This is a genomic window from Peptococcaceae bacterium 1198_IL3148, from assembly GCA_036763105.1.
Taxonomy (GTDB): domain Bacteria; phylum Bacillota; class Desulfotomaculia; order Desulfotomaculales; family Desulfohalotomaculaceae; genus JBAIYS01.
The window spans coordinates 60,029-86,192 of sequence record JBAIYS010000010.1 but is presented as its reverse complement, the minus strand read 5'-3'; the positions used below and the strand labels follow the sequence as shown (position 1 = coordinate 86,192).

General features: G+C 41.0%; 25 protein-coding genes and 1 tRNA gene. 5 read left to right on the top strand and 21 right to left on the bottom strand.

What is annotated here, in order from left to right:
- Positions 1-2: 2 nt before the first annotated feature.
- From moaA to V6C27_10520, 5 genes are all read right to left on the bottom strand, one after another.
- Positions 3-980, bottom strand: a complete 978-nt coding sequence (gene moaA / locus V6C27_10540) for a GTP 3',8-cyclase MoaA (GenBank protein MEG6616852.1) — start codon at positions 978-980, stop codon at positions 3-5.
- A gap of 57 nt (positions 981-1,037) precedes the next feature.
- Positions 1,038-1,727: an ATP-binding cassette domain-containing protein gene (locus tag V6C27_10535; GenBank protein MEG6616851.1), complete on the bottom strand. Its 690-nt coding sequence runs from the start codon at positions 1,725-1,727 to the stop codon at positions 1,038-1,040.
- Positions 1,724-2,425 carry an ABC transporter permease gene (locus V6C27_10530; protein MEG6616850.1) on the bottom strand — a complete coding sequence of 234 codons (702 nt, stop codon included), beginning with the start codon at positions 2,423-2,425 and terminating at the stop codon, positions 1,724-1,726. The genes V6C27_10535 and V6C27_10530 overlap by 4 nt, the downstream gene beginning before the upstream one ends.
- A 96-nt stretch (positions 2,426-2,521) precedes the next feature.
- Positions 2,522-2,770, bottom strand: coding sequence for a MoaD/ThiS family protein (locus tag V6C27_10525; GenBank protein MEG6616849.1), 249 nt, complete (start codon positions 2,768-2,770; stop codon positions 2,522-2,524).
- A gap of 71 nt (positions 2,771-2,841) precedes the next feature.
- Positions 2,842-4,563 carry an aldehyde ferredoxin oxidoreductase C-terminal domain-containing protein gene (locus tag V6C27_10520; GenBank protein ID MEG6616848.1) on the bottom strand — a complete coding sequence of 574 codons (1,722 nt, stop codon included), beginning with the start codon at positions 4,561-4,563 and terminating at the stop codon, positions 2,842-2,844.
- Positions 4,564-4,963: 400 nt separating this feature from the next.
- Here V6C27_10520 and V6C27_10515 point away from each other — a divergent pair, with 400 nt between their 5' ends.
- Positions 4,964-5,254, top strand: a complete 291-nt coding sequence (locus V6C27_10515; GenBank protein ID MEG6616847.1) for a MoaD/ThiS family protein — start codon at positions 4,964-4,966, stop codon at positions 5,252-5,254.
- A 27-nt stretch (positions 5,255-5,281) separates the two neighbouring features.
- Here V6C27_10515 and V6C27_10510 read toward each other — a convergent pair whose 3' ends face one another.
- The 4 genes from V6C27_10510 to V6C27_10495 form a co-directional block, all read right to left on the bottom strand.
- Positions 5,282-6,805, bottom strand: coding sequence for a sigma-54 dependent transcriptional regulator (locus tag V6C27_10510; GenBank protein MEG6616846.1), 1,524 nt, complete (start codon positions 6,803-6,805; stop codon positions 5,282-5,284).
- Positions 6,806-6,828: 23 nt separating this feature from the next.
- A complete protein-coding gene (locus V6C27_10505) occupies positions 6,829-8,490 on the bottom strand; it encodes an ATP-binding protein (protein MEG6616845.1) in 1,662 nt (553 codons plus the stop codon).
- A gap of 9 nt (positions 8,491-8,499) precedes the next feature.
- Positions 8,500-9,663: an iron-containing alcohol dehydrogenase gene (locus tag V6C27_10500; protein ID MEG6616844.1), complete on the bottom strand. Its 1,164-nt coding sequence runs from the start codon at positions 9,661-9,663 to the stop codon at positions 8,500-8,502.
- 168 nt (positions 9,664-9,831) lie between these two features.
- Positions 9,832-10,983: an iron-containing alcohol dehydrogenase gene (locus tag V6C27_10495; GenBank protein MEG6616843.1), complete on the bottom strand. Its 1,152-nt coding sequence runs from the start codon at positions 10,981-10,983 to the stop codon at positions 9,832-9,834.
- A gap of 332 nt (positions 10,984-11,315) precedes the next feature.
- On the opposite strand from V6C27_10495, the gene V6C27_10490 reads away from it, so the two are divergent.
- Positions 11,316-12,521, top strand: a complete 1,206-nt coding sequence (locus V6C27_10490) for a CapA family protein (GenBank protein ID MEG6616842.1) — start codon at positions 11,316-11,318, stop codon at positions 12,519-12,521.
- A 142-nt stretch (positions 12,522-12,663) separates the two neighbouring features.
- Entirely contained in the window at positions 12,664-13,581 is a 918-nt protein-coding gene (locus V6C27_10485; GenBank protein ID MEG6616841.1) for a selenium metabolism-associated LysR family transcriptional regulator, read from the top strand.
- 52 nt (positions 13,582-13,633) lie between these two features.
- Here V6C27_10485 and V6C27_10480 read toward each other — a convergent pair whose 3' ends face one another.
- The 4 genes from V6C27_10480 to V6C27_10465 all read right to left on the bottom strand — a co-directional run bounded on the left by V6C27_10480 (position 13,634) and on the right by V6C27_10465 (position 15,982).
- Entirely contained in the window at positions 13,634-13,855 is a 222-nt protein-coding gene (locus tag V6C27_10480) for a NifU family protein (protein ID MEG6616840.1), read from the bottom strand.
- An 89-nt stretch (positions 13,856-13,944) separates the two neighbouring features.
- Complete coding sequence (locus tag V6C27_10475) at positions 13,945-14,169, bottom strand: NifU family protein (protein MEG6616839.1); 225 nt, start codon at positions 14,167-14,169, stop codon at positions 13,945-13,947.
- A 125-nt stretch (positions 14,170-14,294) separates the two neighbouring features.
- Complete coding sequence (locus V6C27_10470) at positions 14,295-15,368, bottom strand: zf-HC2 domain-containing protein (protein ID MEG6616838.1); 1,074 nt, start codon at positions 15,366-15,368, stop codon at positions 14,295-14,297.
- Positions 15,365-15,982 carry a sigma-70 family RNA polymerase sigma factor gene (locus V6C27_10465; GenBank protein ID MEG6616837.1) on the bottom strand — a complete coding sequence of 206 codons (618 nt, stop codon included), beginning with the start codon at positions 15,980-15,982 and terminating at the stop codon, positions 15,365-15,367. The genes V6C27_10470 and V6C27_10465 overlap by 4 nt, the downstream gene beginning before the upstream one ends.
- Before the next feature lie 334 nt (positions 15,983-16,316).
- Between V6C27_10465 and V6C27_10460 the strand changes: the two genes are divergently transcribed.
- Positions 16,317-16,404: transfer RNA gene (locus tag V6C27_10460), tRNA-Leu, on the top strand.
- 125 nt (positions 16,405-16,529) lie between these two features.
- Here V6C27_10460 and V6C27_10455 read toward each other — a convergent pair.
- The 4 genes from V6C27_10455 to V6C27_10440 form a co-directional block, all read right to left on the bottom strand.
- Positions 16,530-17,237, bottom strand: coding sequence for a formate dehydrogenase subunit gamma (locus V6C27_10455; protein ID MEG6616836.1), 708 nt, complete (start codon positions 17,235-17,237; stop codon positions 16,530-16,532).
- 1 nt (position 17,238) lies between these two features.
- Positions 17,239-18,396 (bottom strand): multiheme c-type cytochrome, encoded by a 1,158-nt coding sequence (locus tag V6C27_10450; GenBank protein MEG6616835.1) that lies wholly within the window; start codon positions 18,394-18,396, stop codon positions 17,239-17,241.
- Positions 18,397-18,578: 182 nt separating this feature from the next.
- The gene (locus V6C27_10445; GenBank protein ID MEG6616834.1) at positions 18,579-18,893 is read right to left on the bottom strand and encodes a transcriptional regulator; all 315 of its coding nucleotides are present in this window, start codon (positions 18,891-18,893) and stop codon (positions 18,579-18,581) included.
- Positions 18,893-19,336 carry a MarR family transcriptional regulator gene (locus V6C27_10440; protein MEG6616833.1) on the bottom strand — a complete coding sequence of 148 codons (444 nt, stop codon included), beginning with the start codon at positions 19,334-19,336 and terminating at the stop codon, positions 18,893-18,895. Before V6C27_10440 ends, V6C27_10445 begins: the two co-directional genes overlap by 1 nt.
- A gap of 134 nt (positions 19,337-19,470) precedes the next feature.
- Between V6C27_10440 and V6C27_10435 the strand changes: the two genes are divergently transcribed.
- Positions 19,471-20,949 carry a potassium/proton antiporter gene (locus V6C27_10435; GenBank protein MEG6616832.1) on the top strand — a complete coding sequence of 493 codons (1,479 nt, stop codon included), beginning with the start codon at positions 19,471-19,473 and terminating at the stop codon, positions 20,947-20,949.
- 21 nt (positions 20,950-20,970) lie between these two features.
- On the opposite strand, the gene V6C27_10430 is transcribed toward V6C27_10435, so the two are convergent.
- The 4 genes from V6C27_10430 to V6C27_10415 all read right to left on the bottom strand — a co-directional run bounded on the left by V6C27_10430 (position 20,971) and on the right by V6C27_10415 (position 26,118).
- Positions 20,971-22,041 (bottom strand): aromatic acid exporter family protein, encoded by a 1,071-nt coding sequence (locus V6C27_10430; protein MEG6616831.1) that lies wholly within the window; start codon positions 22,039-22,041, stop codon positions 20,971-20,973.
- Positions 22,042-22,135: 94 nt separating this feature from the next.
- Positions 22,136-23,602, bottom strand: coding sequence for an aminotransferase class I/II-fold pyridoxal phosphate-dependent enzyme (locus tag V6C27_10425; protein MEG6616830.1), 1,467 nt, complete (start codon positions 23,600-23,602; stop codon positions 22,136-22,138).
- Between the two features lie 56 nt (positions 23,603-23,658).
- On the bottom strand, positions 23,659-24,474 hold the full coding sequence (pdxK, locus tag V6C27_10420; protein MEG6616829.1) for a pyridoxine/pyridoxal/pyridoxamine kinase: 816 nt from the start codon (positions 24,472-24,474) through the stop codon (positions 23,659-23,661).
- Positions 24,475-24,870: 396 nt separating this feature from the next.
- On the bottom strand, positions 24,871-26,118 hold the full coding sequence (locus V6C27_10415) for a dicarboxylate/amino acid:cation symporter (protein ID MEG6616828.1): 1,248 nt from the start codon (positions 26,116-26,118) through the stop codon (positions 24,871-24,873).
- Positions 26,119-26,164: the final 46 nt, after the last annotated feature.

The window sequence follows — 26,164 nt, the reverse complement described above, 5'->3', positions numbered from 1 at the left end:
AGCTAACCTCCAATTTGTGACATTACCCTAAGATCATTCCAACCTTGCTGCATGTGGTGTCGATCTGGTTTTAATGATACCGCCTGGGCAATTATTTTAGCCAGTTCCATATCACTGCTACCAGCCCGCAGAGCAGACTTGACATCTATTTCCCGTTTATCAAATAGGCATGGTCGTAATTGGCCATTGGCAGTCAAACGCAACCGATTGCAATTGGCACAAAAATGATTGCTCATGGCTGTTATAAAGCCAATGGTTCCAGCAGCATTGCTCAACCGATAGTATTTGGCTGGGCCACTGCCGGTTAATTTGTATTCATCATCCATTTTACCCAACTGGCCTTCAATTATCTCTTTAATTTCCTGGGCGGGCACAAAGCACTCACCGGCCCATGGGCTAGAGGTGCCAATGGGCATTAATTCTATAAAACGCACATGTATGGGGGTTTCTTTAGTCCAGCGGGCAAAGTCCACCACCTCGCCTAAATTAACACCCCTCACCACCACTGTGTTCAGTTTCACTGGCTCCAGCCCCAAACTTAAAGCTTCTTCAATACCAGCTATAACTTGCTTTAAATCACCGTTACGGGTAATTTCTTGAAAAGTATCAGCCTGCAGACTGTCTAAGCTAATGTTAACTCGCTTTAAGCCTGCCTTTTTTAAATCTTTGCCCATCTTTTTTAACAAAATACCATTGGTAGTCATGGAAATATCATCTATCTCGGGCAAAGAGTTGATTTTTTCCACCAAATCCACTATCCCTAGACGGACAAGCGGCTCTCCACCTGTTAAACGCACCTTGCGAATACCAAGTAAAGTAGCAGCTTTAACCAACTGAAATGTTTCCTCCAAGGTTAGTACCTCATCGTGAGACATTTGCTCTACACCATCGGGAGGCATACAGTAAACACAACGCAGGTTGCAGCGATCGGTGACAGATATTCTTAAATAACTAATGTTGCGCTTGTAACCGTCCAGCATATTTTCACCTTCTATATTTTTAGTATAATTCTCCCAACTAACTAACAATTCTAACAATTAAACCACTTTTGTTTTCATTTCATTGCTGGCAAAGCTGTCAATTATCTTGCCTTGTTCCAACTCCACCACTCTATCGGCCAACTTGGGTATTTCCCGATAATCATGGGTGACAAATACCGCTGTCATATTATTCTCTTTTAATATAGCGCTTAAATCAGTCAGTAATGCTTCTCTGGTCGGCGTGTCCAATGCAGAAAAGGGTTCATCCAAAAATAGCACTTGGGGTTCCAGTACCAACGCTCTGGCTAAACTCACCCGCTGAGCCTCACCACCAGATAAGTTGCGAACCGATTGATGGGCCAAATGGGCCACACCCAAACGCTCCAACCACGGCAGCACTCGTTTTTCAATATCCTTTTTCGGTACTTTTCTTAGTTGCATACCTACAGCAGCGTTCTTGTAAACAGTAGTATCTAAAAGCAATGGTTGCTGCATTACAGCCGCCATTTTTCGACGGATTTTTAGCGTATTACTACGTTGTACCAGTTCACCATCAAAGTATAATCTCCCTTGATTAGGTTTTAGCACTAATGCCAGCACTTGTAATAACGTACTTTTGCCGGCACCATTATGTCCCATCAGGGCCAACACTTCGCCCTGCTTTAATTCTACCGCTGGTGCATCTAAAATTACTCGGCTATCTCTGATCACTGTAATTTCTTTGGCTACTAAAATTGCTTTACTCATTGAATGGTTCGCCCCCGCTGCTGGTTCATTGTTAACACCACCACCACAAGATAAGCCAAACACAAAAGAATTAAGCTCAATGCAATGGCCAAATCTTCTTGGCCCTTGGAAACTTCCATCACCATGGCGGTGGTTAAAGTACGAGTTTCTCCTCTAATATTGCCACCCACCATCATCGAGGCGCCCACTTCGGAAATAACTCCACCGAAGCCAGCCATCACTGCAGCCATTAAGCCCAGCCAAGCCTCTCTGACCAATAAAAACATTAACTGTAACTGCGATGCGCCCAGTGAAAGAATTTGCACCCTTATTTTAGGATTTAATTGCTGAAAAGCCGCCACCGAAAATCCCATCACTATTGGTGAAGCAATAATGGCTTGGGCGATGATAATCGCCACCGGCGAGTATAGTAGCTCCCAATCCCCCAGGGGACCATTTCTGGATAGTAGAATAAATACCCACAAGCCAACCACAGTTGGAGGAAAGCCCATGCCTAAGTTAACCATACTAACAAAAAATTTGCGTCCCGGAAAATTATAAAAGGCCAACAGGTAACCGATGGGCACTCCAATTAACACGCTAATCAAAGTGGCCGTACAGGACACCCTTAGGGTTAGTAAAGTAATACCGATAACTTCTTTATCACCATGTAATAGCAATAAAATTGCTTCCTTAATTCCTTGCAAAATCCAATCCATTTTATTTCACCAACCGTCGATCCCTTATGTTTATTTATGCATAACGACATGAAAATACAAGCGGGTGCCTTGACCCGCTTGTATTATTTGCTTGACTTAACCTCCGCCAACCGGTGGGAATAAAGCTACTCGATCGCCATCATTTAACACATCTTCTAAATGACGGTGAATACCATTGGCCAGAATGGAGAAAACCTCAACTTCCGGAATGTTTAGTTTAGCTAACAGTTCTTTAACATTGGCTCCATCCGGCAGCTCCACCGCCAGTGGCTTTCCGTAAGTAGCACCTGCAACAAATTTTTCTAATCCACTATACAATCTAACTTCCAGAAGCAAACAGTTCACCCTCCTAGCGGATTGGTACTTTTTATTTTACAACATTTTTAGCTATGCTGCAAATAACATTTATTAGTTAATTAGAAGTTAAACACTTCGTCCAGCTTTTCTTTTAAATCAAACTTGGTGTTGTGTGGTGCCAATTCCTCTTCGTAGAAGAATTCTGGCAGCCGGTCATCAGCTTTAGTAAAGCCAGCCTTGGCGTTAAACTCCCGCTCATTCTTCAGAATTTGTTGACCTAAAGCTGTCACATCGTCAACTGTCAGCTCAGTGCCATATTGAGCGTTCAGCATTTCTACGATGGTAGGCAAACCTTCTGGGTTATCTAGCACTGCAAAGGCTACAAATAGGCAAAGCCCAGTGGCGTCAACAGCAGCGGTGGCAATTTGTAAATTGCGAGACAATTCAATTTGGCCACCATCTTTAGTTGGATCTACAAAGCCACCGACCTTAAGAATGTTAGCGGTTACAGCATAACCTGCAGTGTGGTCGGCACCCATAGTGGTGGTGGCATAGGTTACCCCATTACCGCGGACCGAACGGGGGTCGTAAGCAGGTATGCTTTGCCCTTTAACGGTGGGTACTCTGGTAACACCATAAACTTTACCAGCAACAGCCGCGCCAGCACCAATAATCCGACCCAGCGGAGTGCCCTTAGCGACTTCCTCTAAAGCAGTTATAGCACCTTGGCCATCCCCAAATTGCAATGCACCTGCTTCCATCAGTACGCCTAGAGTACCTGCAACTTCAATGGTGTCCAGACCCACATCGTTACAAATATAGTTTAGCTTAGCCACTACATCTAAATCACTAATATCTAAGTTAGGACCAAAGCCCCAAGCGGTTTCGTATTCAATTGGAGAACAAACCTTACCATCCGGCATAGGATAAACGTTAGAGCAACGGATTACACAACCAGGGTGGCAAGCGTGGGTAGCTTTACCGCCGCGGGCAGTGGCCACTTCAGCCAACTTCTCACCGCCCACTTCGTTGGCAGCGTCAAAACGACCGGTGCTGAAGTTGCGAGTGGGTAATCCACCAGCTTCGTTAATGATATTCATCAAAACGTTGGTGCCATACTTTGGTAAGCCATCTCCACTAACTGGGTGTTGAATCAGAATTTGAGCAAACTTCTTGGCAGCAGCCTTAAAGCGTTCTTTATCTTTTACAGGTGCATCAAAGGTCTTGTCTGCTTCAACCACAATAGCTTTTAAACCTTTGGAACCCATCACAGCGCCTAAACCACCGCGACCAGCATAACGACTGGAGTTACCTTCCATGTCATTGTTTGTAATACCGGCGGACAGCATTTTCATTTCGCCAGCAGGGCCAATGCAAATTATACCGGCCTTTGGATTATAGCGTTCTAGTAAAATAGAAGTTAATTCGTAAGTGCCTTTACCTGCTAAATCGTCAGCAGGAATTAATTCGACATTATCTGCAGTTACCCGGGCAATATAGGTACCCGAATCAGCCATACCTTCAATAACAATTGCTTTAATACCTAAGTTAGCAATTTTTTGAGAAGTAATACCACCGGCATTGGCTTCTTTAATACCACCGGTTAATGGGCTTTTACCGCCAATGGAAAGCCGTCCGGATGATGGTGCATTGGTGCCGGACAATAATCCAGGAGTAATGATTAATTTGTTTTTAGCTCCCAGTGGATGGCATTCGGCAGGCACTTCATCCAAAATAAATTGAGAGGTTAATGCGCGGCCACCCAGTGCTAGGTACTTCTCTGGTGTTTCTTCAACGGTTACTTTTTTAGCAGTCATGTCAATTCTGATAAACTTTAACAATTTAAACCCTCCTTAATTGTTTAATCTAATCTTCTTAATTTTTTCTCTATTCTATAGGTAATAAAATTCTACACGATTCATCCAAATCCTGCTCCCAATAGCTAGTAATATTTAGACAAATTAGAAAAAATCTAAATACCCCCCCCTGTCGCAAAATTAAAACTATTTTTACTAATTATAAGTTGCAAAAAACATGCCAACAAAAAACAATCCTATTAGTAGCAATAATTAACATTTGTACTAAAACAGGACGGGATTAGGCTCTGTTTTGGAACGCCTGTCATATTTTGAAACATAGCTGGTAATTGAATATTGACATAAACGCCAATATATATTGGAGAAAAAATTGCAATATGATATATTCAGAATATAAGTACATATTCAAGGGGGGATTTCATAAGTGGCTACAATTGAGTTACGAGCCTTTGCAGAAATGCAGCAACTTTTTAAAGAAAGAGGTTGGAGTATACCCAAAACAGTTGCTATTCCAGAAAATGGTATCACTGGTTCTGATTTAATTAAACAATTGGACATTCCAGCTGACAACATTGAGGCGATGTTTGTAAACGGAGTGGCTTTCGGCCTTAAGCACGCTATTAAGCCAGGTGACAGAGTGGCCTTTGTACCCCAAGGCATACCCAGTATTTACCGGGTCCATCTGGGATTTTATAGTAAAGAAAATAGGGAATAGGCCCAAAAACAAGGGCGCCCAGCGCCCTTATTTTTGCCCGATATTATATTCTTTTACTTTGCGATAAAGTGTATTACGGCCTACCCCCAGTGCTTTAGCAGCGGCACTAATATTACCTCTGTAATATGCTAAGGTTTCTTCTATTGCTTGGGCTTCAATGTCCCTTAGTGACACAGGTGTTTCTGGGGAAATCCCCCTTTTAATAAGGTTCTCTTTAATGCCATTTTTTAGTTGATTCACCAGTTGGTAAGCATCTAGCAATTGTTGGGAGGATAGCTTGTCACCGGCGCTAAATTTATTAACCACTTCTTTAATACTGTGAACAGTGTCGATATCGGTGGTTGCAGCGGTGTCTTTGTTATCTGATACTCCTTTACCATTGCGCATAATCTTTTGCGGCAAGTGCTCAGGTAAAATAACTTGATCATCACATAAAACTACCGCCTGACTGATGGTATTGAATAGTTCTCGCAGGTTACCCGGCCATGGGTATTCCATTAGCCATTTCATGGCCTCTGCTGAAATTTGTGTTTCTCCGGCAGTGCCTAACCGCTGTAAATAATAGTTTACTAAATGAGGAATGTCCTCTGCCCTGTCCCTCAGGGGCGGTAAAACTAAACGCACCACGTCTAAACGATAAAACAAATCTTCTCTAAATACTTTATCTTTGACAGCCTGCTCCAGATCCACATTGGTGGCGGCGATTAACCTTACGTTAGTACGAATAGGTTTCTCTCCACCCACTCGATAAAACTCACCGGTTTCTAAAACCCGCAATAATTTAACTTGGATCGTTAAGCTGGCTTCCCCAATTTCATCCAAAAACAATGTACCGTTGTTTGCCAGTTCAAAAATACCCCGATGCAAATTGTTAGCACCGGTAAAGGAGCCCTTTTCGTGACCAAACAAATGACTTTCTAAAATATTTTCCGGCATAGCACCGCAGTTAACCGCCACAAAGCTTTGGTCCACCCGGCGACTGGCAGCATGAATAAATCGCGCCAACACTTCTTTTCCGGTACCGGTTTCACCATTAATTAGTACGTTAATATCTTTATTGGCAATTCTGTCAGCGATGTTTAATAAGTGGTGCATTTCCTCATTTTCCCCATAGCAAAGACCCACGCTATTGGCAGTATCGGCCCAACTGGGGCGGTGTTCACTATCACCAATGGGGTTCTTATAATCCAAAACCTTTTTTATCAATTCTTCAATCTCAGCAATATCTTCAAAGGGTTTTTCTATATAATCAAAAGCCCCTAACTGGATGGCTTTAACTGCTGTTTTGGTGGTAGCGTAACCAGTCATAATAATTACTTCACAGTCTGGTTGGACAGCTTTCAAATTTCTGAGAAGTGTCAAACCATCTGTATCCGGGAGTTTCAAATCGATTAGCGCCACTTGATAGTTGTGGTTTTCCCATAGGGTTTCGGCTTCGTCCCCAGTGGTGGCTACTCCCACTTGATAACCTTTACTTTCCAGCAGGCGGCGAAAAAACACACCTATCTCAATTTCGTCATCTATAATCAAAATTCCCGGCTTCTTTTCCATGTTCTTCCCCCTTGTCAGGCATTTTAGTCAATAGGTAACTCTAATTTAAAAGTACTACCTTCACCCACAACACTGATAACTTTAATGGTGCCACCATGGGCTTGGGCAATGCCCAGACTTACTGACAAACCTAAGCCAGTACCCCTGGAAACCTCTTTGCTGGTGTAAAAGGGATTAAAAATTTTGTTCATATTTTCTGCCGCAATTCCTTCACCATTGTCTTCCACCGCCAGCCAAACCTGTTGCTCCCCTTGGTCTGTGGTATTTAACCCGGTACTAATTCTAATATATTTTTCTCTATCAATTTTATCCAATGCATCTCGGGCATTTAGCAAAAAATTAAGCAACACTTGTTGCAATTGTTGAGCATTGGCGGTAACTAGAGGCAAATTTTCAGCCAAGTCTGTCTCAATACTAATTTTATTGCGGTTAATTTGATATTTGCTAAGACTCAAAACATTTTCCACCTGCTCATTAACCGCTATCGGTTCCATCGGTTGTTGTTCCTGGCGCGAAAAGGTAAGCAGGTTTTGTATAATGCGTTTGCAGCGCAAACCACCATTAATAATATCCTTCAAATAACTGGCGTGGGGTTGCTCCTTTTCCATTTCCCTCAATAATAATTGTGCCGTACCAATTATTACTGTCATGGGGTTATTGAGCTCGTGAGCCACCCCTGCTGCCATCTCACCAATGGCAGCCAACTTGTCAGACTGAATTAGCTGAGATTCCATTTTAACTTTTTCGGTTACATCTTGAATATGATGAATCACCGCGTAGATCTCGTTTTGCTCGTTAAATACTGGATAGTAATAAACATCAAGTACATAACCGCTGACGCTTTTTCTGCTGTGAGCTGGTTTGCCAGTACTTATTACTTCTTCCAGCAAGCACTTATCACATTTACGGTTTATGCCCCACAATAATTGATAACATTTATGTCCACAGTCCCCTTGTTTATCGCCATTAATAAAGGGTAACAGCCTGTTGTTGCTGCGCATTACATTTAGGTCTAAATCTATTAAATAAATTGGGTCTTTAATTGCTGTAAAGGTTTCTTCCCATTCCCGTTTGCCTTGCAACACTTGGTCGTATAAGCGAGCATTTTCTATGCAGATAGCCAACTGATCAGCCAAATGTTGACAGAAGCGCAACTCACTATCTGTATAAGCACCATACTGTTTAGAACCAACGGACAATACGCCAATCACCTTTTGCCGGACAAAGAGCGGTATTGTCACCAAACAATTAATGTCACTGCTTTCACCACCACTGCAACCACATATTTGCTGACACATGGTCACACTTTGGTCAGAAAAATTATAAAGTTTATATTTACGTTCCTGCACACATTGCCAAAGTAAAGAGTCAGCTGTTAACCGTTGATTTAAACAGGCACTATCAGGAACCATTGCCTTCATAAACAAGTCCTTATCTTCTAACAGAGCCAGTCCCAAAAAATCACATGGCAACACCAAAGGCAATTTACTGTATGTCCTATGGATAATGTCAGAAATTGACATGTCAATATTGATATCTTTAATAATTTGGTGAATAATTTCCAACCGGTTGTTTTGTTTGATAATTTCTTCATTGCGTTTCTTTAATTCCAGATAGTAATTAAGTTTTGATGAATTTACTCCGGTTAAATTTTCTATGATTATACGTTTTTCATCTATCAACATCAACACCTCTTATAATGCGCGTTTAAATAACTGAGCTAAATCCTGTTGATCTGTATCCCGGGGATTGGTAACCAGGCAAACATCCTTCAAGGCATTTTCTGCTAACTTAGGAATGACTTGCTCTTCGAGACCAATGTCTGATAATTTAGTGGGCAACTCAATGTCATGGCGCAGTTTTTTAATCCAATGGATTGCCTTTTCTGCCGCCTTCCATATGGACATCCCCTCTGTTTTTACCCCTAATGCCTCGGCCACTTTGGCGTATCTCTCGGCACAGGCAATTAAATTATAGCTCATTACATAGGGCATAATAATGCCAATGGTTGCACCATGACTTTGGTCTAGCAAACCATCAACCTGGTGTGTCATGGCATGGGTGGCACCTAAAATAGCGTTAGAAAATGCCAAACCGGCTTGCAAACTAGCCATAGCCATAGCTGTCTTCGCTTCTAAATTTGAACGACAGGCCACCGACTCCCGTAAATTATTGGACACCAGCTGAATGGCATAGAGAGCATGGACATCGGTAAGTGGCGTTGCCGCCAGCGAAACATAAGATTCTATGCCATGACACAAAGCATCAATACCAGTGGAAGCGGTGTAATGTCTATCCAAAGTATTTAATAAGTACGGGTCAACAATGGCAATATCCGGCACTAAGGATTTTGATATAATTGTCATTTTTATTTTTCTGGCACTGTCCACAATAATGGCAAACTGCGTTACCTCCGACCCCGAACCACCGGTGGACGGGATCATAATCATTGGAGGCAGCGGTTTAGTAATTTTGTTTACACCTTCAAAATCCTTTAGACTACCACCGTTACTGGCCAATACAGCGATCGCTTTGGCTGCATCAATGGAACTGCCCCCGCCCACTGCCATGATGGCATCACATGACGATTCTAAATAGGCCTTGGCTCCGGCCGCCACTTCATAATCCTTAGGATTACAGGTATGACAACACCAAATTTCGTAATCCAATCTAGCCTGCTTGATGTGAATTAATACCTGTTCCACCCAACCTGCCGCCAATACATTATCGTCTGAAACCAAAAATATTTTCTTAGCCCCCAATCGCAGAGCACTTTCCCCTGCTTGGGCCACAGCTCCTAAACCAAAGATGATTTCTGGCGCTACAAATTTGCTTATCTCTAACAGTTTGTTCTTCACGGGTCGGAACCCCCTGCCTGAAAATTAATTCAATTATGCAAATATTCTACAACACAAATGGCGTATCCTTTTTTTCGCTCTTGATATTCAAGGTGAATTTTATACTAAAATGGGCAAAAAATGGGGTGAAGGCTATTAACCTTCACCCCATGTTGGAATTTATGGAACTTACATTGCATTCTTAAAGATTTGAATAACTTCTTGTAAAGTGGCCAAACGTGGGTTGGTGGCTTGACAAGCATCTTTCTTAGCGTTGGTAGCCATAATTTCTAAATCCTCTTCCTTAACACCCAGTTCAGCTAATCCAGCTGGGATACCCACTGATGCAGACAGCCTCTTGATGGAATCAATGGCCACTTGAGCAGCATCATTTACCGATAAGCCCTCCACATTTTCACCCAAAGCGATGGCAATATCCCGGAACCGCTCTGGGCAAGCAATCAGGTTGAACTGCTCAACGTGTGGCAACAAGATGGCGTTACAAACACCGTGTGGTAGGTTGTAGAAACCACCCAATTGGTGCGCCATAGCGTGTACATACCCCAGACTAGCATTGTTGAATGCCATACCACCTAAGAACTGGGCAAAGGCCATTTTTTCGCGGGCTACCATGTTGGTTCCATTAGCCACAGCGGCTGGTAACCACTTAGCAATTAATTCAATAGCCATTAGAGCAGCAGAATCAGTTAAAGGAGTGGCAGCAGTAGAAACATATGCTTCAATGGCGTGGGTTAAAGCATCCATACCAGTGGCAGCGGTCAATGCAGGAGGCATACCGGCCATTAATTCTGGGTCGTTGAAGGAAATGGCAGGGGTTACACGCCAGTCCACAATGGCCATTTTTACTTTACGACTGGTATCGGTAATGATACAGAAACGAGTCATTTCAGAAGCAGTACCAGCAGTGGTATTTATAGCCAACAGCGGAACCATCGGATTGGTTGACTTATCTACACCTTCGTAATCATGGATTTTACCACCGTTAGCAGCTAATAGGCCTACACCTTTGGCACAGTCATGGGAAGATCCGCCGCCCAGAGACACAATGGCATCGCATTTTTCATCTTGCCATACTTTAAAACCAGCATCTACGTTATTATCAGTTGGGTTGGGTTCAGCTCCGCCAAAGACCACTGCCTGAACACCAGCACCCTCAATAATACCTTTAATTTTATCAGCCATCCCCATTTTAACAATACCAGCATCGGTAACGATTAGGGCTTTGGTAGCTCCTAAACTCTTAAGTCTGTCACCTACTTCGTTAACACAACCGGCTCCCATTAAGTTTACAGTGGGAATAAAATATGCGCTTACAGCCATTTTAAAACTCCTCCCTTTTCTACCATTTTATTATTTAGGAGCTTTGCTCCTCAATTATTTGCCAATATAATATTGCAATTACTGTGCCAACTTTGAATTTTCAGTAAATATATACTTTTCAAATGCTTGTGACATTTATAACGTATATAACGTAACTTTTTAGTACAGCATATTGTTCTAAAATGAAACGGGCTGTATAAATATGAACCACATTTAGCTGCTTATATAATGTCTCATCCCTATATAGTTTATTAAAATTTAAAAGGAGCAGGAAATTAAATTAAAAAACAAGAATAGTGTGTTTTATAAGCAACATTGGAAGGATAAATGTAATGTTAAATAAAGATAGAAGTACACTAATTACATTAACTATTGTTTTTTCTATATTAATCAGCGTTGTGTGCGGCTGTACTAAGCCCAGCCAAGGGCCAATTCTAGAGGCTCCCCCGGTCAATCCAGAACCCGAATCAATTGTGGTAGAAGTGGCTGCCGTAGGAGACTTTTTAATGCACATGCCAGTTATTAACGCGGCTTGGGATAATAATATTGGCAAATACGACTTTGCCAGTCAGTTAAATCCCGTTAAAAGCCTCTTGGCAAAGCCTGATTTAACCATAGCCAATTTAGAAACCCGTCTGGCTGGCCAAAACAATGGCGGTTACTCCGGTTACCCGGTCTTTAACTGTCCCGAACAGTTGGCCTATGATTTAAAGGCAGTGGGGATAGATGTGGTTACCACCGCCAACAACCACAGTTTAGACCGGGGTTTTAGCGGTTTATTAACCACATTGGATAATCTGGAGGCTGCAGGGCTAAAACCGGTGGGAAATTATCGGACGATGGAAGAACGAAAGGTGCCGTTAATAATAGATGTAAAGGGAATTAAAATCGGCATTTTAAATTACACCGATAGCGTCAACGGCATACCAATCCCAGCGGGCAAAGAATATGCTATTAATATGGTGGATCTAGAAAAAATCAATAATGACATTCAACAGTTGAAAAGCGCCGGGTCTGATGTGATAATTATGTACTTGCATTTTGGCATTGAATATCAACGCTACCCCAATGAACAACAAAAACAATTGGTTGACCAGTTGTTTGCCATGGGTATAGACATCATTTTTGGCGACCACGTCCATGTTATTCAACCAATGGAAAAACGTAGTATTAATTTTGCAGGCCAAGACAAAGAGGTATTTGTAATTTATTCCCTTGGCAACTTTATCTCAAATCAGCGTTGGCAGTATTCTGACAGTGGTGTTATTGTCAACATTCAGTTAGAAAAACATCCTGCAACCAACATTACAACTATAACTAAAGTAGATTATGTACCCACTTGGGTACATACCTACCTGGCCAATGGCAAAAAACATTACCGGGTGGTGGCGGTGGAAAAGGCGATGCGTGATTATGAACAACAGTTGGATGCCACCATTACCCCCAGCGACTATCAACGGCTACAACAGGTGTGGTTAGAAACCACTTCTCACCTGACTAAAGTGGGGCAAAACATACTACCGCGGACAATACAGTAAATGCTGACGATATTGTTAAGGCCTTAGCCTTTTGTGATATAGATATTACAACCAACTTTTTCAACAATTTTAAGAAAAAGTTGGTTTTATATCTTTGAAATGATATACTTCTAGCCGTATAATATAACACGAGGTGACAAGCTTGAACACTACACTTTTAAGAACATTTGTAACGGTGGTCAATAAACAAAGTCTTTCACTGGCTGCCCAAGAAATACATATTACCCAACCAGCAGTCAGCAAACATATCAACACTTTAGAGGAGTATTTTGGTGTAGGCCTAATTGAAAGACGAGGTCGTGGAGTAACCCTAACTCCGGCAGGCACCATTCTTTACCATTACGCCAACGAAGTTTTAGGATTACTTAACAAAGCCGAACGGGAAATTAGAGATTTAAGTGCCACCGTAAAGGGCAAACTGGTGATTTGGGCCAGTTCTATCCCGGGACACTATATTCTTCCCTATATAATAGGCGAATTTAAAAAACAATATCCAGAAGTCCATATATCCTTACAAATTTCAGATTCCAACGACGTTATTCATCATTTGTTGGATGAAACGGCACAGTTGGGAGCAGTGGGCACTAAACCTGATAATAAGAAGCTAGAAACAAAAAATTTTTATCCTGATGAGCTGGTGGTTATAACACCTAAAGACCACCCACTGGCGGGCAAAAAAAGTATTTCGTTATCAGAGTTAACCAAAGAAAAACTTATCTGGCGATCCATCGGCTCTGGCACCAGAAAAATGTTGGAGGAAAAGCTAGCTCAGCTACGTCTATCGCTGGAAGAACTAAACATTGTAATGGAGTTGGGTAGCACCGGAGCCATTGTTACCGCAGTACAAGCCGGGTTAGGCGTTTCCATCGTTTCTAAATGGGCAATTTATAAGGAAAAATCTATGGGGGAAATTGCCGTTTTAGAAATAAATGATTTGAATATGGAAAGGAACCTATATCTTTGCTATCCAAAAAAGCGCTATCAAAACCGAGTTGTCCAAGCCTTTTTGGAATTTGCCAACAGTGATGCCTACACCTTACCACAAATTGATAAGGATTAAAGAAGATGTCGGTACTAGACACCGACATCTTTTTGCTACTGTCTTTTTACTTCTAAGCTTGTACTACTTCCTTCACTTCTGGCACCTCTTGTTTGAGCACCCGCTCAATCCCATTTTTTAGGGTCTGTGTGGCACCAGGTCAGCCTTGACAGGCACCTTGCAATTTTACTTTAACTATACCATCATCAGATACTTCCACCAGTTCCACGTCACCACCATCCCGTTGCAAAAACGGGCGAAGCTTCTCAAGCGCTGCTTGTACTTTTTCTTTCATTAAAATTATGTCCCTCCTTCCTTTTAAAATAGACTAACCAAAAAAGGAGACAATTAATCCATTAAAAAAATGACCCAATGGGTCATTTTTTATTGAACATTTACAACTTCTTTAATTTCAGGTATAGCTTCCTTGAGCACCCGCTCAATCCCCAGTTTTAGGGTCTGGGCTGCGCCAGGTCAGCCATGGCAAGCACCTTTTAATTTTACTTTTACTACATTGTCCTCGGTTACTTCCACCAGTTGAACATCTCCACCATCCCGTTGGAGAAATGGACGTACTTTAGCTAATGCCTCTTCCACTCTTTCCTTCATTGACTATACCCCCTTTCATAAGTTGTCTATTTAACATCTCTCATATTGTACCTGCTCTGGTATTAATTAGTCAATAAAAACAAAAAACCAGTAAGTAGTATAAACTACTTACTGGACAAGTTTACCTAGGCCACCAGTTTAACATTAATGTTGATGTAATTTGATAGTTCTTTAACTTCAGCAAGTTTTTGATTAATTTCATTTTGCACTTGATTAATTTGTTGCTGCAGTTTATCAGCATTTTTTGTTTTGCTATTTTCTAATTGTTTAGCTAAATCTGCCTTTGTTTGTTCCAGCTTATTAATTTGCTCTCGATATTCCCCGATCACATCCTTCATGGGAACGGTGCTAACTTCACCAACAGCCTTGAATTCTGGTAACAATAATGATATGTCTGTGCCTTGCCGTGGGAATTTAATATTAAATTCACTGCCCGTTTGTTGCAGCTTACCATTGTACTTAGCACTGATGTCACGCACCGCTTGTTCAGCAACGGCGATATCATCTTCTGTTACCGCTATTTGAATGGACATGGTATAAATGTTAGCCGCAAGGGTGCTAGCTGTCATAGTTGGATCATCAACAGCTTCAGTATAGGCCGCGGGCGCTTTAGGGGACTCCTCCTTAGGTGTCTTATCAACTTTATCCTTATTTGTAGATGCCTGTGCCCCCGGTTCAGTATTTTGTGGCTCTGTTTTTACAGTTGTATCGTCATTTGGCAACTGTTGTTCATCATTAATTCTGTTAACTACCGGCATAGATCCGTTATCACTGCCCTTGGGCTGCGTTTCAGTGATTACCATTGGATTAATTTCCGGATGGTTAATAATGTTACTATTGCCGTTATCCCACAGTTGAGTAATCCCAAAAGCTAAACCGAACATCGCTGCCGCTGCGGCAACTTTGTACCAAGGCTTTTTCACCATCCGTTGTATCCGATGCGAAAGTGAAGTTTTTTCTTCATCTGCTACCGTCATTGGCAAAGCAGCTAATCTTTCACTTAAACCAAGCATGAATTCAGGTGGTGGCTCAATTTCCGGCAATTCGCGGAGCAAAGCACTGGCTGTATTTAATTGTTCCCACTCATTCCTACAATTACGACATGCCATCAAGTGGGCGGCTATACTGCTGGCTTCGCCTTTGTCAAGTTCACCATCTAGGTAAGCCGATAAATTTTCACACACATCCTGACACTTCATAGTATCATCCTCTCCCTATTAGTTTGACGAGGACGGGTTGTAGATTGTTCCAGAATTGGAGTAATTTTTTCCTTGAAAACTGAACGAGCTCTGCTCAATCTTGATTTCACAGTGCCTAAAGAGATATTCATAGTCTCAGCAATTTCATCATAAGACAAGCCTTGGATTTCTCGCATAATTAAAATCAAGCGGTAATCTTCGCTCAGCATATTTAAGCACTGTTGTACCTGGGTGCTTAATTCTAAACTCTCTATTATTTCCTCTGGTCCTGGTTCATCACTGGCAATGGTAAACTTGGGTGCTACATTATCATCACTATCATCATCCAATGACAAAGTTTGCTTTTTTTGCCGCCGGCGCAACTCATCCCGACATACATTAGCAGTAATATGATATATCCAAGTCATAAAACTAGAATCGCCTCTAAACTTCGGCAACGCCTGATACATTTTTATAAAGGCCTCTTGAGCCAAATCACAGGCATCGGCATGGTTGCCCATAAAGCGATAAGCTACGGTATATACCTTATTTTCATACTTATGTATTAGTTCTTCAAAAGCTATGTAATCACCGGATAAACTTTTTTCGATAAGTTCCTTGTCAGTAATAGACAAGAATAAATCCCCCTTCGTAAACCCAAAAATCAAACCAAACATTAATTTAGAAACTATTTAACTAATTTTTTAACTGAGTTAGAAATATTTTACCTAATAAAAACTATTCGACAGAAATGCTTCTTGTCCTTTGTTAAAATCCTAGCAGTTAAGGTAAATGTTTGCACTTAAAACTAATTTGTATAAGATATTCTCCCTAATATTATGCCGATTAGATAGCCATTTGTCCATAGGAATTAATTTTCTTTACAAAACTTTGTTGACTTTAAATTTGTAGTATGGTAATATTAACTCTGCTGACAGGCAAACAACCTGTTAGTTAAAAATCAGCCGTGCCGAAGTGGCGGAACTGGCAGACGCACCGGACTCAAAATCCGGCGGTCTCAACAACCGTGCGGGTTCGACTCCCGCCTTCGGCACCAATTTTATTTTATCAAGGATTTAAAAGTGAAACCACTTGAAATTTGAAAAAATTGCTAACAAAGAGATTGGGCTGTTGCAAAACTTTGCAACAGCCCTTTTGTATGCTCTGTGTTAGTAATATATATTAATTGCCCCACTTAGGATGATGAATTTCAACCCACTCTTTGGCTACCCTGCCATGGGTAATGGCCCCAAATGTTCCTGGATTAGCAAAGCTACCTAAGTAAGCATGGCCTATAACTACAGCTATTAGCATAACTGCTGAAACACCATGAACAATGGCTGCCCACAATACCGCAGGGACTGAAAATTGACCAGGATAGGCTAATAAATAACCGGAATATATGATAAAAACGCTTAAAATAGTGGTAACCCAGTAAAAAAGTTTTTGTCCGGCGTTAAATTTGCCAGCGGGTACATGGGTTTCGTTTTTAGTTAGATATCCTCCCATTACCTTAAACCATTCCCAATCATACTTTTTAAAGGTATTATCTTTAATCCAGATTAGGATTGATACTACCGATGAAATGGCAAATAGTACCGCAAAAAATAGGTGGATATGTAAAAGAAATTGATAACTTACACCAAGGGTATTGTAAACAGCAAAGGCTATGCCGGTAGTGGCTAGAATGATGGTGCTCACCATTCTTACTAAATGAGAAGATATTTCTAGCAAGTTAAGTCTTTGTACTTCCGGCTCTAATTCACCTAACCTTTTTACATTGGGGCCAATTATAATATAATGGGCTACCGCCAAGATAAGTACCCCGGCAGTTGCAATTAATATTAATATCCCAATATAATTGATATAAAAATTGTTTAGTGTAATCATTTTACTCCCCCCCTTTGGATGAGTTCTTAATTATTTCAATGGCTTCGGGATTGGTTATTTCAATTTCTTTAGTCTCTGGATCATCCCCTAAATCTTCATATAGGAGCTTGCCAAAACTATGGTCCCGGGTAAAATGACCGCGAAGATCGGTAGGGTTTTTCCACATTATTTCATCTTGAGTAAATTTCCTTCGTCCATGGCAACTGGCACAGTTTTCCTTAAAGGAGTCTTGTTTTAACATGCGCCCTTGCTTATTAGTGCTGTGGGGAATATGACAACTTAAACAATCTAAATAGCCGCTAATGTAATGGTCAGAAGCAAGCCAATTCCGAACCCCATAATGGGTATCAGCAATTAAAAAATCTCCATTTTCGGCTTGCGCTGGCTCTCCAAGGGTATGACATTTAATACAGGCATCCTGATTAGTAATAATAGTTTCTGGTTTTTTTGTTTGGGCATGGACAGATCCAGGTCCGTGGCAGGTTTCGCAACTTAGACCTGGTTCAAAGTTTGCTAATTTTACTCCTTCAACATTTAATCCAGGACTATGGCAATCTACGCAATGAGAATAACTTTTGGCAACCCAATCCGTTTCATTGCCATCCTTTAGGTCTATGGGTTTTAGCTCATAACCAGCATCGGTTTTTTCTAAAGCAGCTACTCTGTGAAAACCTGGAATTCCATCTATTTCACTGACCACATAGTGATCTAGCATTACTCCTAGGGAGTTTTTCAAATTTAATTCTGTGCTTTGCAGATCTTCCCCCTCGGCACTGGCCCATATAGTGACATTTTGATCCCAGTTTACAGGATATTTATCTACGCTATTAAAAATTTTGGCGTGAGTTGTCATAGCGTAGTGACCGGCAATATTTTGGTGGCAACTAATACAGGCATCTGAACCTATATATGAAGCATTTTCAATAATTTTCTTATCAGCCATACAGCCGGATAGTATTATGCTAAAACCAATGATTAAAGTTAGAAAAAAGCCCCATTTTGGTTTCAATATTAATTCCCCTTCCAGGATAGAAAAGTTATACATTCTAAATACAATTTCATAGTTAGCTTTATTATTACCAGGAGTAGCAGATTTATAGCTAAGTTCAACTGCACTGGCAAAACCAATGACAGGGATGTAGATTGTTATTTTGTTCATTACAGATTTCTTCATTTTTGTCGTCAGAGGTTGCTATTTCAAACATGGTTTTATTCGGCACCATTAAAAGGGATTAAAAAAACACCAACCTTTAAGATTGGTGTTTCTGTGTCGCCATATTGCCGCTACGCTAACATTAAATTGACGGCCGCCGTTAATTATCCTTTAAATGCATTATTCTGTTAATTTACGTTTCCGGCCCCTTCTAAAGTTACGCTGTCTAAAAACTTTTGTCTACATTCCCAACTACAAAAGTAGTGTTCATGATCATTTTTTACTATTATATATGATTTAGATCTAGGTAGGTTGACCCCACATATTTTATCGTGCACCATTTCTTCCACTATTTTTACTGGTTCAGCCACTCTATTTAACTCTTCGTTCAAGGCCTGCTCTTTCACCTTTTTAGCCATCTTAAATTGCATAAACATACGAATTATTGTATTAATAATCAAATAAAAAAATACTATTTGTAAAAAAATACTTAATGTCTCCATTAGCTTCCCCCTTGTTTTTGCAATAACTTCTCAAAAATTTTCTTTACGAACACTGTTTCTTCTTCGGTAATGTTTTTAAATTGTTCCATCATCAAATCAACTTTCTTTTCATCAATGGCCTTTAATCGTTGTTGACCAACAGCTGTCAGTTTTAACCATACTACCCGTCGATCCTTGTCGCTTCTGATTCTTTCTATCCAACCACCGTGACATAATCGATCTAAAACATTAGTGGTAGCCGCAGGGGATATATCCAACATTTGGGCAATGTCTGCAGCTTTGCAATTACTATTGCTCTCAATAACCTTCAATATGATATACTGACTAGGTGTAATGCTACTTTCTAGCTGTCCCAACAACTTCTTCAGCTGACAGTTGCTTTCCTTAGCCACCTGATTCATTAGGTTTCCTAATTCAATAACAACCTGTCTTTTATCAACCATATTATTAATACTCCCTAAAAATATTATTTTATTTAATTATATAGTCTTGAAATATTTTTGTCAATTAATAATCTTTCTGTTTAAATATCAGTTCACCTGACTTGCTTTTTATGTTATAATTATGTACGGCAAATATAATCGAGAGAGGAGAAGTTACTATAGCTATTGAAAGTTCTATCCTTTTATTATCCGTCCTACTTGTAGTTGGTGTTCTAACCACCAAATTCTCTTCCAGACTAGGAGTCCCTTCGCTAGTTCTTTATCTTGCCGTCGGTATGGTTCTCAGCGAATTTATTTACTTTGATAATGCTGTTTTAGCTCAATTGTTTGGCACCTTAGCCCTGATTGTGATCTTGTTTGACGGTGGTATGCAAACCAAGTGGAATCATGTCAAACCCGTCCTCGCCCCATCCTTAACGTTGGCCACCTTTGGCGTAATATTGACAACGTTAGTAGTTGGCTTTTTTGCCAAGTTCATTCTAGATGTTGGTTGGTTAGAAGCATTATTATTTGGCTCCATCGTAGGTTCTACAGATGCTGCCGCTGTATTCGCAGTGATGGGAAGTCAAAATGTCAAGCCCAGAATTTCTACTACTTTAGAGGCTGAATCCGGAAGCAACGACCCCATGGCCATTATCCTCACCTTAACTTGTATTAGCTTGATTCAGGACCCACAAACAAGCATTTGGGGGGCCATCCTATCCTTTGTTTTACAGATGGGATTAGGAGTAATTTTCGGATTAGCCATGGGAAAATTGGCAGTGTGGGTTATAAACAAAATCAACCTCGATTCATCAGGGTTATACCCAGTACTGGCAATGGGGCTTGCCATTTTAACTTTTGGCATCACCGCTTTATTAAAGGGCAGTGGTATCCTTGCAGTTTATATAATGGGTGTTTATGTAGGAAATTCTGATTTAACCTTCCGTCATTCCATTTTCCGATTTAATGAGGGCTTTGCTTGGATGATGCAGATATTAATGTTCATCCTGCTGGGTCTGTTGGTGTTCCCTGAGCAGTTAAGTGCCATTGCTTGGCAAGGAGTAGCTATCGCTGTTATGCTAATATTCGTGGCCCGGCCAATTGGTGTCTTTTTATGTACGATTAAAATGGGCTTTACGTTAAAAGAAAAAATATTTATCTCTTGGTCTGGGCTAAAGGGTGCTGTTCCCATTGTACTGGCAACTTACCCAATGGTTGCTGGAGTAGAAAACAGTCAATTGATTTTTAACATTGTTTTCTTCGTTGTTTTAATTTCTTGCGTTGTACAGGGAACAACCATTTCCACTTTAGCTGACAAGCTGGGTTTAACCCAAGGTGAAAAAGTAACCTCACCCTATAGCTTTGAACTGGTTTCCATGGGTAAGACAAACTCAGAAATTATTGAGATTATAATCAAAAAAGGTTCTAACACCATAAATAAGGAAATTCAAGAGTTAGTACTACCCGATGGCACTTTAATTACAGCGGTGATTCGGGACGATAAAATTATTACTCCCAGTGGCTCCACTACCCTTGCAGAAAACGATATTTTGTACATTCTAACCTCGAAAAAACAGCGAAAAACTGTTAAATCTATCTTTATACCCCAATTAGAAACAGGGACGGTTTAATTTTAACCGTCCCTGCTTTACTTATCTAATATCAGCTAAAAACTCTTTTATTCCTCGGCAGGCTAATTTAATGTCATAGGCAACGGCTGAAACATTCATCAGGGCATGCAGAAAATGGGCCCCAGTTATTTGGGTATGCCACTTATCAATGTGTATGCTCATTTCTTCCCAAAGTTTGTCACTAATGGCCAATACTTTTGGTTTTTCATTTTCCAACACTGCCTTCTGTAACTGAGTATTTAAGTTTTCAAAGGAACTCAAACCACGTTCCAAAATTTTTAAGATATCTTTAAACTCAGCGGTTATTGGTGGGTTACCGGATTCTGCCCGCCAGGAAATTCTTTGCTCTGTAGCAACATAGGTGTCCCGACTGCTGTGGTAAATATTAGCATTGTAATCTATGTATCTTTCATAAATTTTTACACTTTTATCTGTTTCAGCAGCACTGCCCAGCTGTTCTTTATAAAGTTCTAAGTAGAAGCGGCTTTCCCTTAATAAACTCTTCACCAACGTTCTTTGCGCATTAAATTCATCGGGGTTTACCTTTAGGTTAATAAAATTTAATATCGATTGATTAAAAAATAATGCAGTTTGATCATTGAGGGTTTTTAAGGTTTCTATTAATTTATTATTATATTTGGGCGGAGCCACAATAATATTAACAATTAGTGCGGCAATTAAGCCAATAAAGATGATATAAGAACGATCAACGGCATGTAAAACAAACTTATTTTGCGGAGCATCCAGCACAAAAATTGCTGCCACCACAGCCATGCTGATGGTTTGGTTAAAGCCAAGCCTGCGGTTAATGGCAATTACCAGCACTGTGGCGGCAGCCATTTGAATGGGGCCGTTACCCACCAGGTAGCCAAATACTATCGCCAAGGCTACTGCAACCAGGTGCGATAAAATTTGCTCTTTAGCATTTAAAAATGAACGATATATGGATGGTTTAATATTCATTAAGGCGCTGACTGCTGCAAACATTTTAGGCTCAGCCTGAATAAGGGTAGCCACATAGAGGGCCAAACCTACTGCCAATCCACTTTTAAGTATTCTAGCACCAAAGGGGTTTTTAATTTGCAAATCCATTTAAATAACCACTCCACTAGTAATATATTACATAAGAATAATCGCTATACCAATATATAAACACATGAACCACCCCTTGAGGTGGTTTATTATTTTAAACAGCCATGCTAATTACACCTATGGTTTGCAAACTTGGGTCGTTACAGCCTTGGAAATGCACCCCCACTTCTCGCATGGCCACCAGGTAGTTTATTATTTCATCAGTAATTTCTTCCCCTGGGCAAATGATGGGAATACCCGGGGGATAACAGGCAACAATTTCTGAACTTATCCTGCCGGCAGATTGCTCCAAAGGTATAGCTACCTTGGGGGCCGCAAAGGCCTCTCGGGGTGATATAACCAGTTCTGGGAGATTACAAACAGCATTAATGCTGTTTATCAGAGCAATAGTTTTACTATAGTCAGGCCGATGGTTAGCCATATCTTTTAAAGCATTGATAAAATGGTCCAATTGCTGGTATGTATTGGCCGCCCCAACGATTAACAGCAGGTTATACAGGTCGGACATTTCCACCTGGATATTGTGTTCTTTTCTTAAAAAACTTTCGGCCCAAGTGCCGGAAATGCCTAGATTAGTAACATTAATGGTTACCTTGGTCAAATCTAAACCAAAGACGCTGGGCTTACCAATTATCTCTTGACCAAAGGAGGTGTAACCGTCAATCTTGTTAACGGCTTGGCGTACATAGCTTGCCTTGTCCAAGGCATCCTGCAACACTGCTTGGCCCAGTTCTTCCATAAAGGCCCTGGCTCCCTCCAAAGATGCCAACAGCAGGTAGGATGTACTGGTGCTCTGCAATATCCTCAAGGCTGCCTCCACCCGTTCATGGTTCACCCGTTGCCCTTTTAAATGTAGCATCGACGCTTGGGTAAAGGCAGGCAAGATTTTGTGGGAGCCATGGACGGTGGCATCGGCACCATAGGTCAACGAGCTACCGGGCAACTCTTGATGAAAGGCCAGGTGCGGCCCATGGGCTTCATCAATTAACAGTGGAACATTGTAGGTATGGGCAATTTCAGCAATGGCACCAATATCCGAAGTGATGCCATAATAGGTGGGATTAACTAGCATTATTGCCTTAATATCTGGGACCTGGTTCAGGTAATGTTTAATGGTCTCTGGCGGTGTACCCAATAACAGCTTGTAGTCATTATTGTATTCTGGCAAATAAAATACCGGAATTGCTCCACTTAAAATGATGCCACTTAAAATTGAGCGGTGCATGTTTCTCGGCACTAAAATTTTATCACCTGGATTGCAGGTGGCCATAATTAACGCTTGCAGTCCACTGGAACTACCGTTGACTAAAAAATATGTATTATCCGCGCCGTAGGTCTGGGCTGCCAGTTGTTGACTTTCCTTAATAATACCGTGTACCTGGTGTAAATCATCCATACCGGGAACGTTGGTAACATCGACCTGAAAAACCCTGCTACCCAACAGCTCCACCAATGCTTGCGTGCTAAAGGCGGTGCCTTTATGACCAGGCATATGAAAACGAATGACAGCTTCATCAATATACTTCTTCAACGCATTAATTATCGGCGTGTTTTTTGACAAATGTTATAACACCTCATTTAAAAATAAAGCTCGCCAACGCGAGCTTATTATAATTTTTACTTTCGCTCTTCAATTTTTCGATATGCAGCATGATTGGTGGGGCCAGCAAACTCATTTAATTTAAATGAGTGTCTGATGGCCTCAGTAATGAAGGCTTTAGCCGTTTTTACGGCTTCACGGACTGATTTGCCTTTGGCTAATTCAGCAGTAATGGCCGCTGAATAGGTACAACCGGCCCCATGGGTAAAGGTGGTACTGATTTTTTCGCTCTCTAAAATTTCAAAGGTTTCACCGTCGAACAATAAATCAATAGCTCCCGTTCCTTCCAGCCTAGACCCACCTTTAATCAATACATATTTTGCTCCTAAGGCACGAATTTTTTCGGCCGCTACTTTCATCTCATCTAAGGTTTTAATTGGCCCTTGCCCGGCCAATTGGGCGGCTTCAAATAGGTTAGGGGTAACAATGGTGGCCTTTGGCACCAGAACATCCCTTAGGCTGACGGTGTTTTCTGGCTGCAGTACTTCATCTACCCCTTTACAAACCATCACTGGGTCGATAACTACATTTTGCAACTTGTTGTCTTCTATTGTTTGGGCCGCCAATTCAATTAATGCTGGCGATCCCAACATACCTGTTTTCAAAGCGTCTACACCAATGGCAATAATGGTTTTAAGTTGTTCAGTTACCACCTCCACTGGTTGGGGAAAAACTTTGTGACTCCAATCAGCTGGGTCCATAGCCACTATGGTGGTAACGGCGGTCATGCCATAAACCCCGCGCTCTTGGAAGGTCTTTAAATCCGCTTGTATTCCAGCGCCACCACTACTATCTGAACCCGCAATTGTCAGTGCTTTTTTCATTGTCAAAATTAATTCTTCCTTCCTATATGCAGATTTTAAGAGACTATTACTAACCTACGTTTTAGTTTAATCTATTTCATTAAAATGTCAATGGTATTACAATAATTATTATGTATACAAAGTATTCTTTCATGCAAAAACAATTTTTTAGATTGTAACACTATTGGTGCAACTGCCATACAATACATTAACTTTGAAAAAGGAGGAAGATGCTTGTATGGGTTACTACGGTGGTTATGGCCAAAATAATTCCTTTATCGTGTTCCTGGTTTTGATCCTCTTATTAATGGGAATGCCCGGATACGGCGGCTACTACGGCGGCTATGAAAAATAATAGTTAACAGATTAAAGAACCCCTTGTATTGGCACAAGGGGTTCTTGCATTAGCGATTGTAAATAATATCCTTATGCGTTTGCAGTATCTTCTCCAACTGTAAAATCAGTTTCTGCCAATTCGCCTTCCCACTTGGAAACTAATACCGCTGCAACGTTGTCACCCATTACATTTAAGCAAGTACGGGCCATATCCAGCACTCTGTCTACCCCTGCCACCAAAGCAATGGCCTCCAATGGTATACCAACGGAGGTAAATACCATGGTCATAACCACCAATGCCATTGAAGGTACGCCAACAGAACCTATCGAAGCCAGCACCGCCATTAACAGGATAGTTAATTGTTCTGTTCCACTTAACGACATGCCATAAATTTGGGAAGCAAACACTGCCGCAATACCAAGGTAAATAGCCGCCCCATCCATATTTACAGTGTTACCCAATGGAATGGTAAAACTAGATACGTTTTTGGAAGCTCCTAGTTTACGTGATGACTTTAAATTCAAAGCCAAAGCAGCTGCACTGGAGCAAGTTGTAAAGGCAACCAAAAGTGGCTCCGAAGCGGCTTTAAAATAATCTTTAATGGACTTTCCAGTAAATAACTTATACGGTAAAATGTAAACCAGTAATGCATGGATTATAGCAACAGCATACATCAGCACAACCAACTTCATTAAAGGCATTAACACTGAAAGACCATTTTGCGCCACAGTGTAAGCAATTAAAGCAAATACACCAATGGGGGCATAGCCCATAACTGTGTTAGTTAGTTTAATCATAGTTTCTGTCACTAATTCAAATAAGTTTAACAATGGTTTGCCCTTTTCGCCCAAAGCATTGAGAGCAAATCCAAAGAAAATGGCAAAGAAAATAACTTGCAGAAGGTTGCCTTCAGCAAAGGCTTGTATTGGGTTGATAGGAACGATGTTTAACAAAGTGTCTACTACACTGGGGGGGGCAATTTCATTGGCTGTTAATCCCTCGGTGGACATATTTAGACCAACACCAGGTTTAAAGATATTAGCAAATAATAGCCCCAGAGCTACCGCCACACCGGTGGTGGCAAAGTACCAACTCAAGCTCTTAGTGGCCACACTGCCCAGTTTGCGGGCATCACCCATGCTGGCAGCACCGGCAACCAGCGAAGCAAATACCAGCGGAAGAACTACCATGCGAATTAGGCGTATAAATAAATCACCAAAGGGTTTAATAAAATCTACACTCCAGCCAGCACTCTGAATAATTACGCCGGCAACAATACCAGCGGCCATACCAATACCCATTTTGGCCGGCAGTCCCATTTTCTTTTTTTCTCCCATTTTACTTCCTCCACTCTTTATCAATTTATAATTAGTTGGGGGAATC

Bases quoted from the DNA above. Each gene is read 5' to 3' on its own strand.
- moaA (MEG6616852.1), bottom strand. From the start codon at position 980: ATGCTGGACGGTTACAAGCGCAACATTAGTTATTTAAGAATATCTGTC.
- V6C27_10535 (MEG6616851.1), bottom strand. From the start codon at position 1,727: ATGAGTAAAGCAATTTTAGTAGCCAAAGAAATTACAGTGATCAGAGAT.
- V6C27_10530 (MEG6616850.1), bottom strand. From the start codon at position 2,425: ATGGATTGGATTTTGCAAGGAATTAAGGAAGCAATTTTATTGCTATTA.
- V6C27_10510 (MEG6616846.1), bottom strand. From the start codon at position 6,805: ATGGAAAAGAAGCCGGGAATTTTGATTATAGATGACGAAATTGAGATA.
- V6C27_10505 (MEG6616845.1), bottom strand. From the start codon at position 8,490: ATGTTGATAGATGAAAAACGTATAATCATAGAAAATTTAACCGGAGTA.
- V6C27_10495 (MEG6616843.1), bottom strand. From the start codon at position 10,983: ATGGCTGTAAGCGCATATTTTATTCCCACTGTAAACTTAATGGGAGCC.
- V6C27_10490 (MEG6616842.1), top strand. From the start codon at position 11,316: ATGTTAAATAAAGATAGAAGTACACTAATTACATTAACTATTGTTTTT.
- V6C27_10470 (MEG6616838.1), bottom strand. From the start codon at position 15,368: ATGAAGTGTCAGGATGTGTGTGAAAATTTATCGGCTTACCTAGATGGT.
- V6C27_10455 (MEG6616836.1), bottom strand. From the start codon at position 17,237: ATGATTACACTAAACAATTTTTATATCAATTATATTGGGATATTAATA.
- V6C27_10450 (MEG6616835.1), bottom strand. From the start codon at position 18,396: ATGAACAAAATAACAATCTACATCCCTGTCATTGGTTTTGCCAGTGCA.
- V6C27_10445 (MEG6616834.1), bottom strand. From the start codon at position 18,893: ATGGAGACATTAAGTATTTTTTTACAAATAGTATTTTTTTATTTGATT.
- V6C27_10440 (MEG6616833.1), bottom strand. From the start codon at position 19,336: ATGGTTGATAAAAGACAGGTTGTTATTGAATTAGGAAACCTAATGAAT.
- V6C27_10430 (MEG6616831.1), bottom strand. From the start codon at position 22,041: ATGGATTTGCAAATTAAAAACCCCTTTGGTGCTAGAATACTTAAAAGT.
- V6C27_10415 (MEG6616828.1), bottom strand. From the start codon at position 26,118: ATGGGAGAAAAAAAGAAAATGGGACTGCCGGCCAAAATGGGTATTGGT.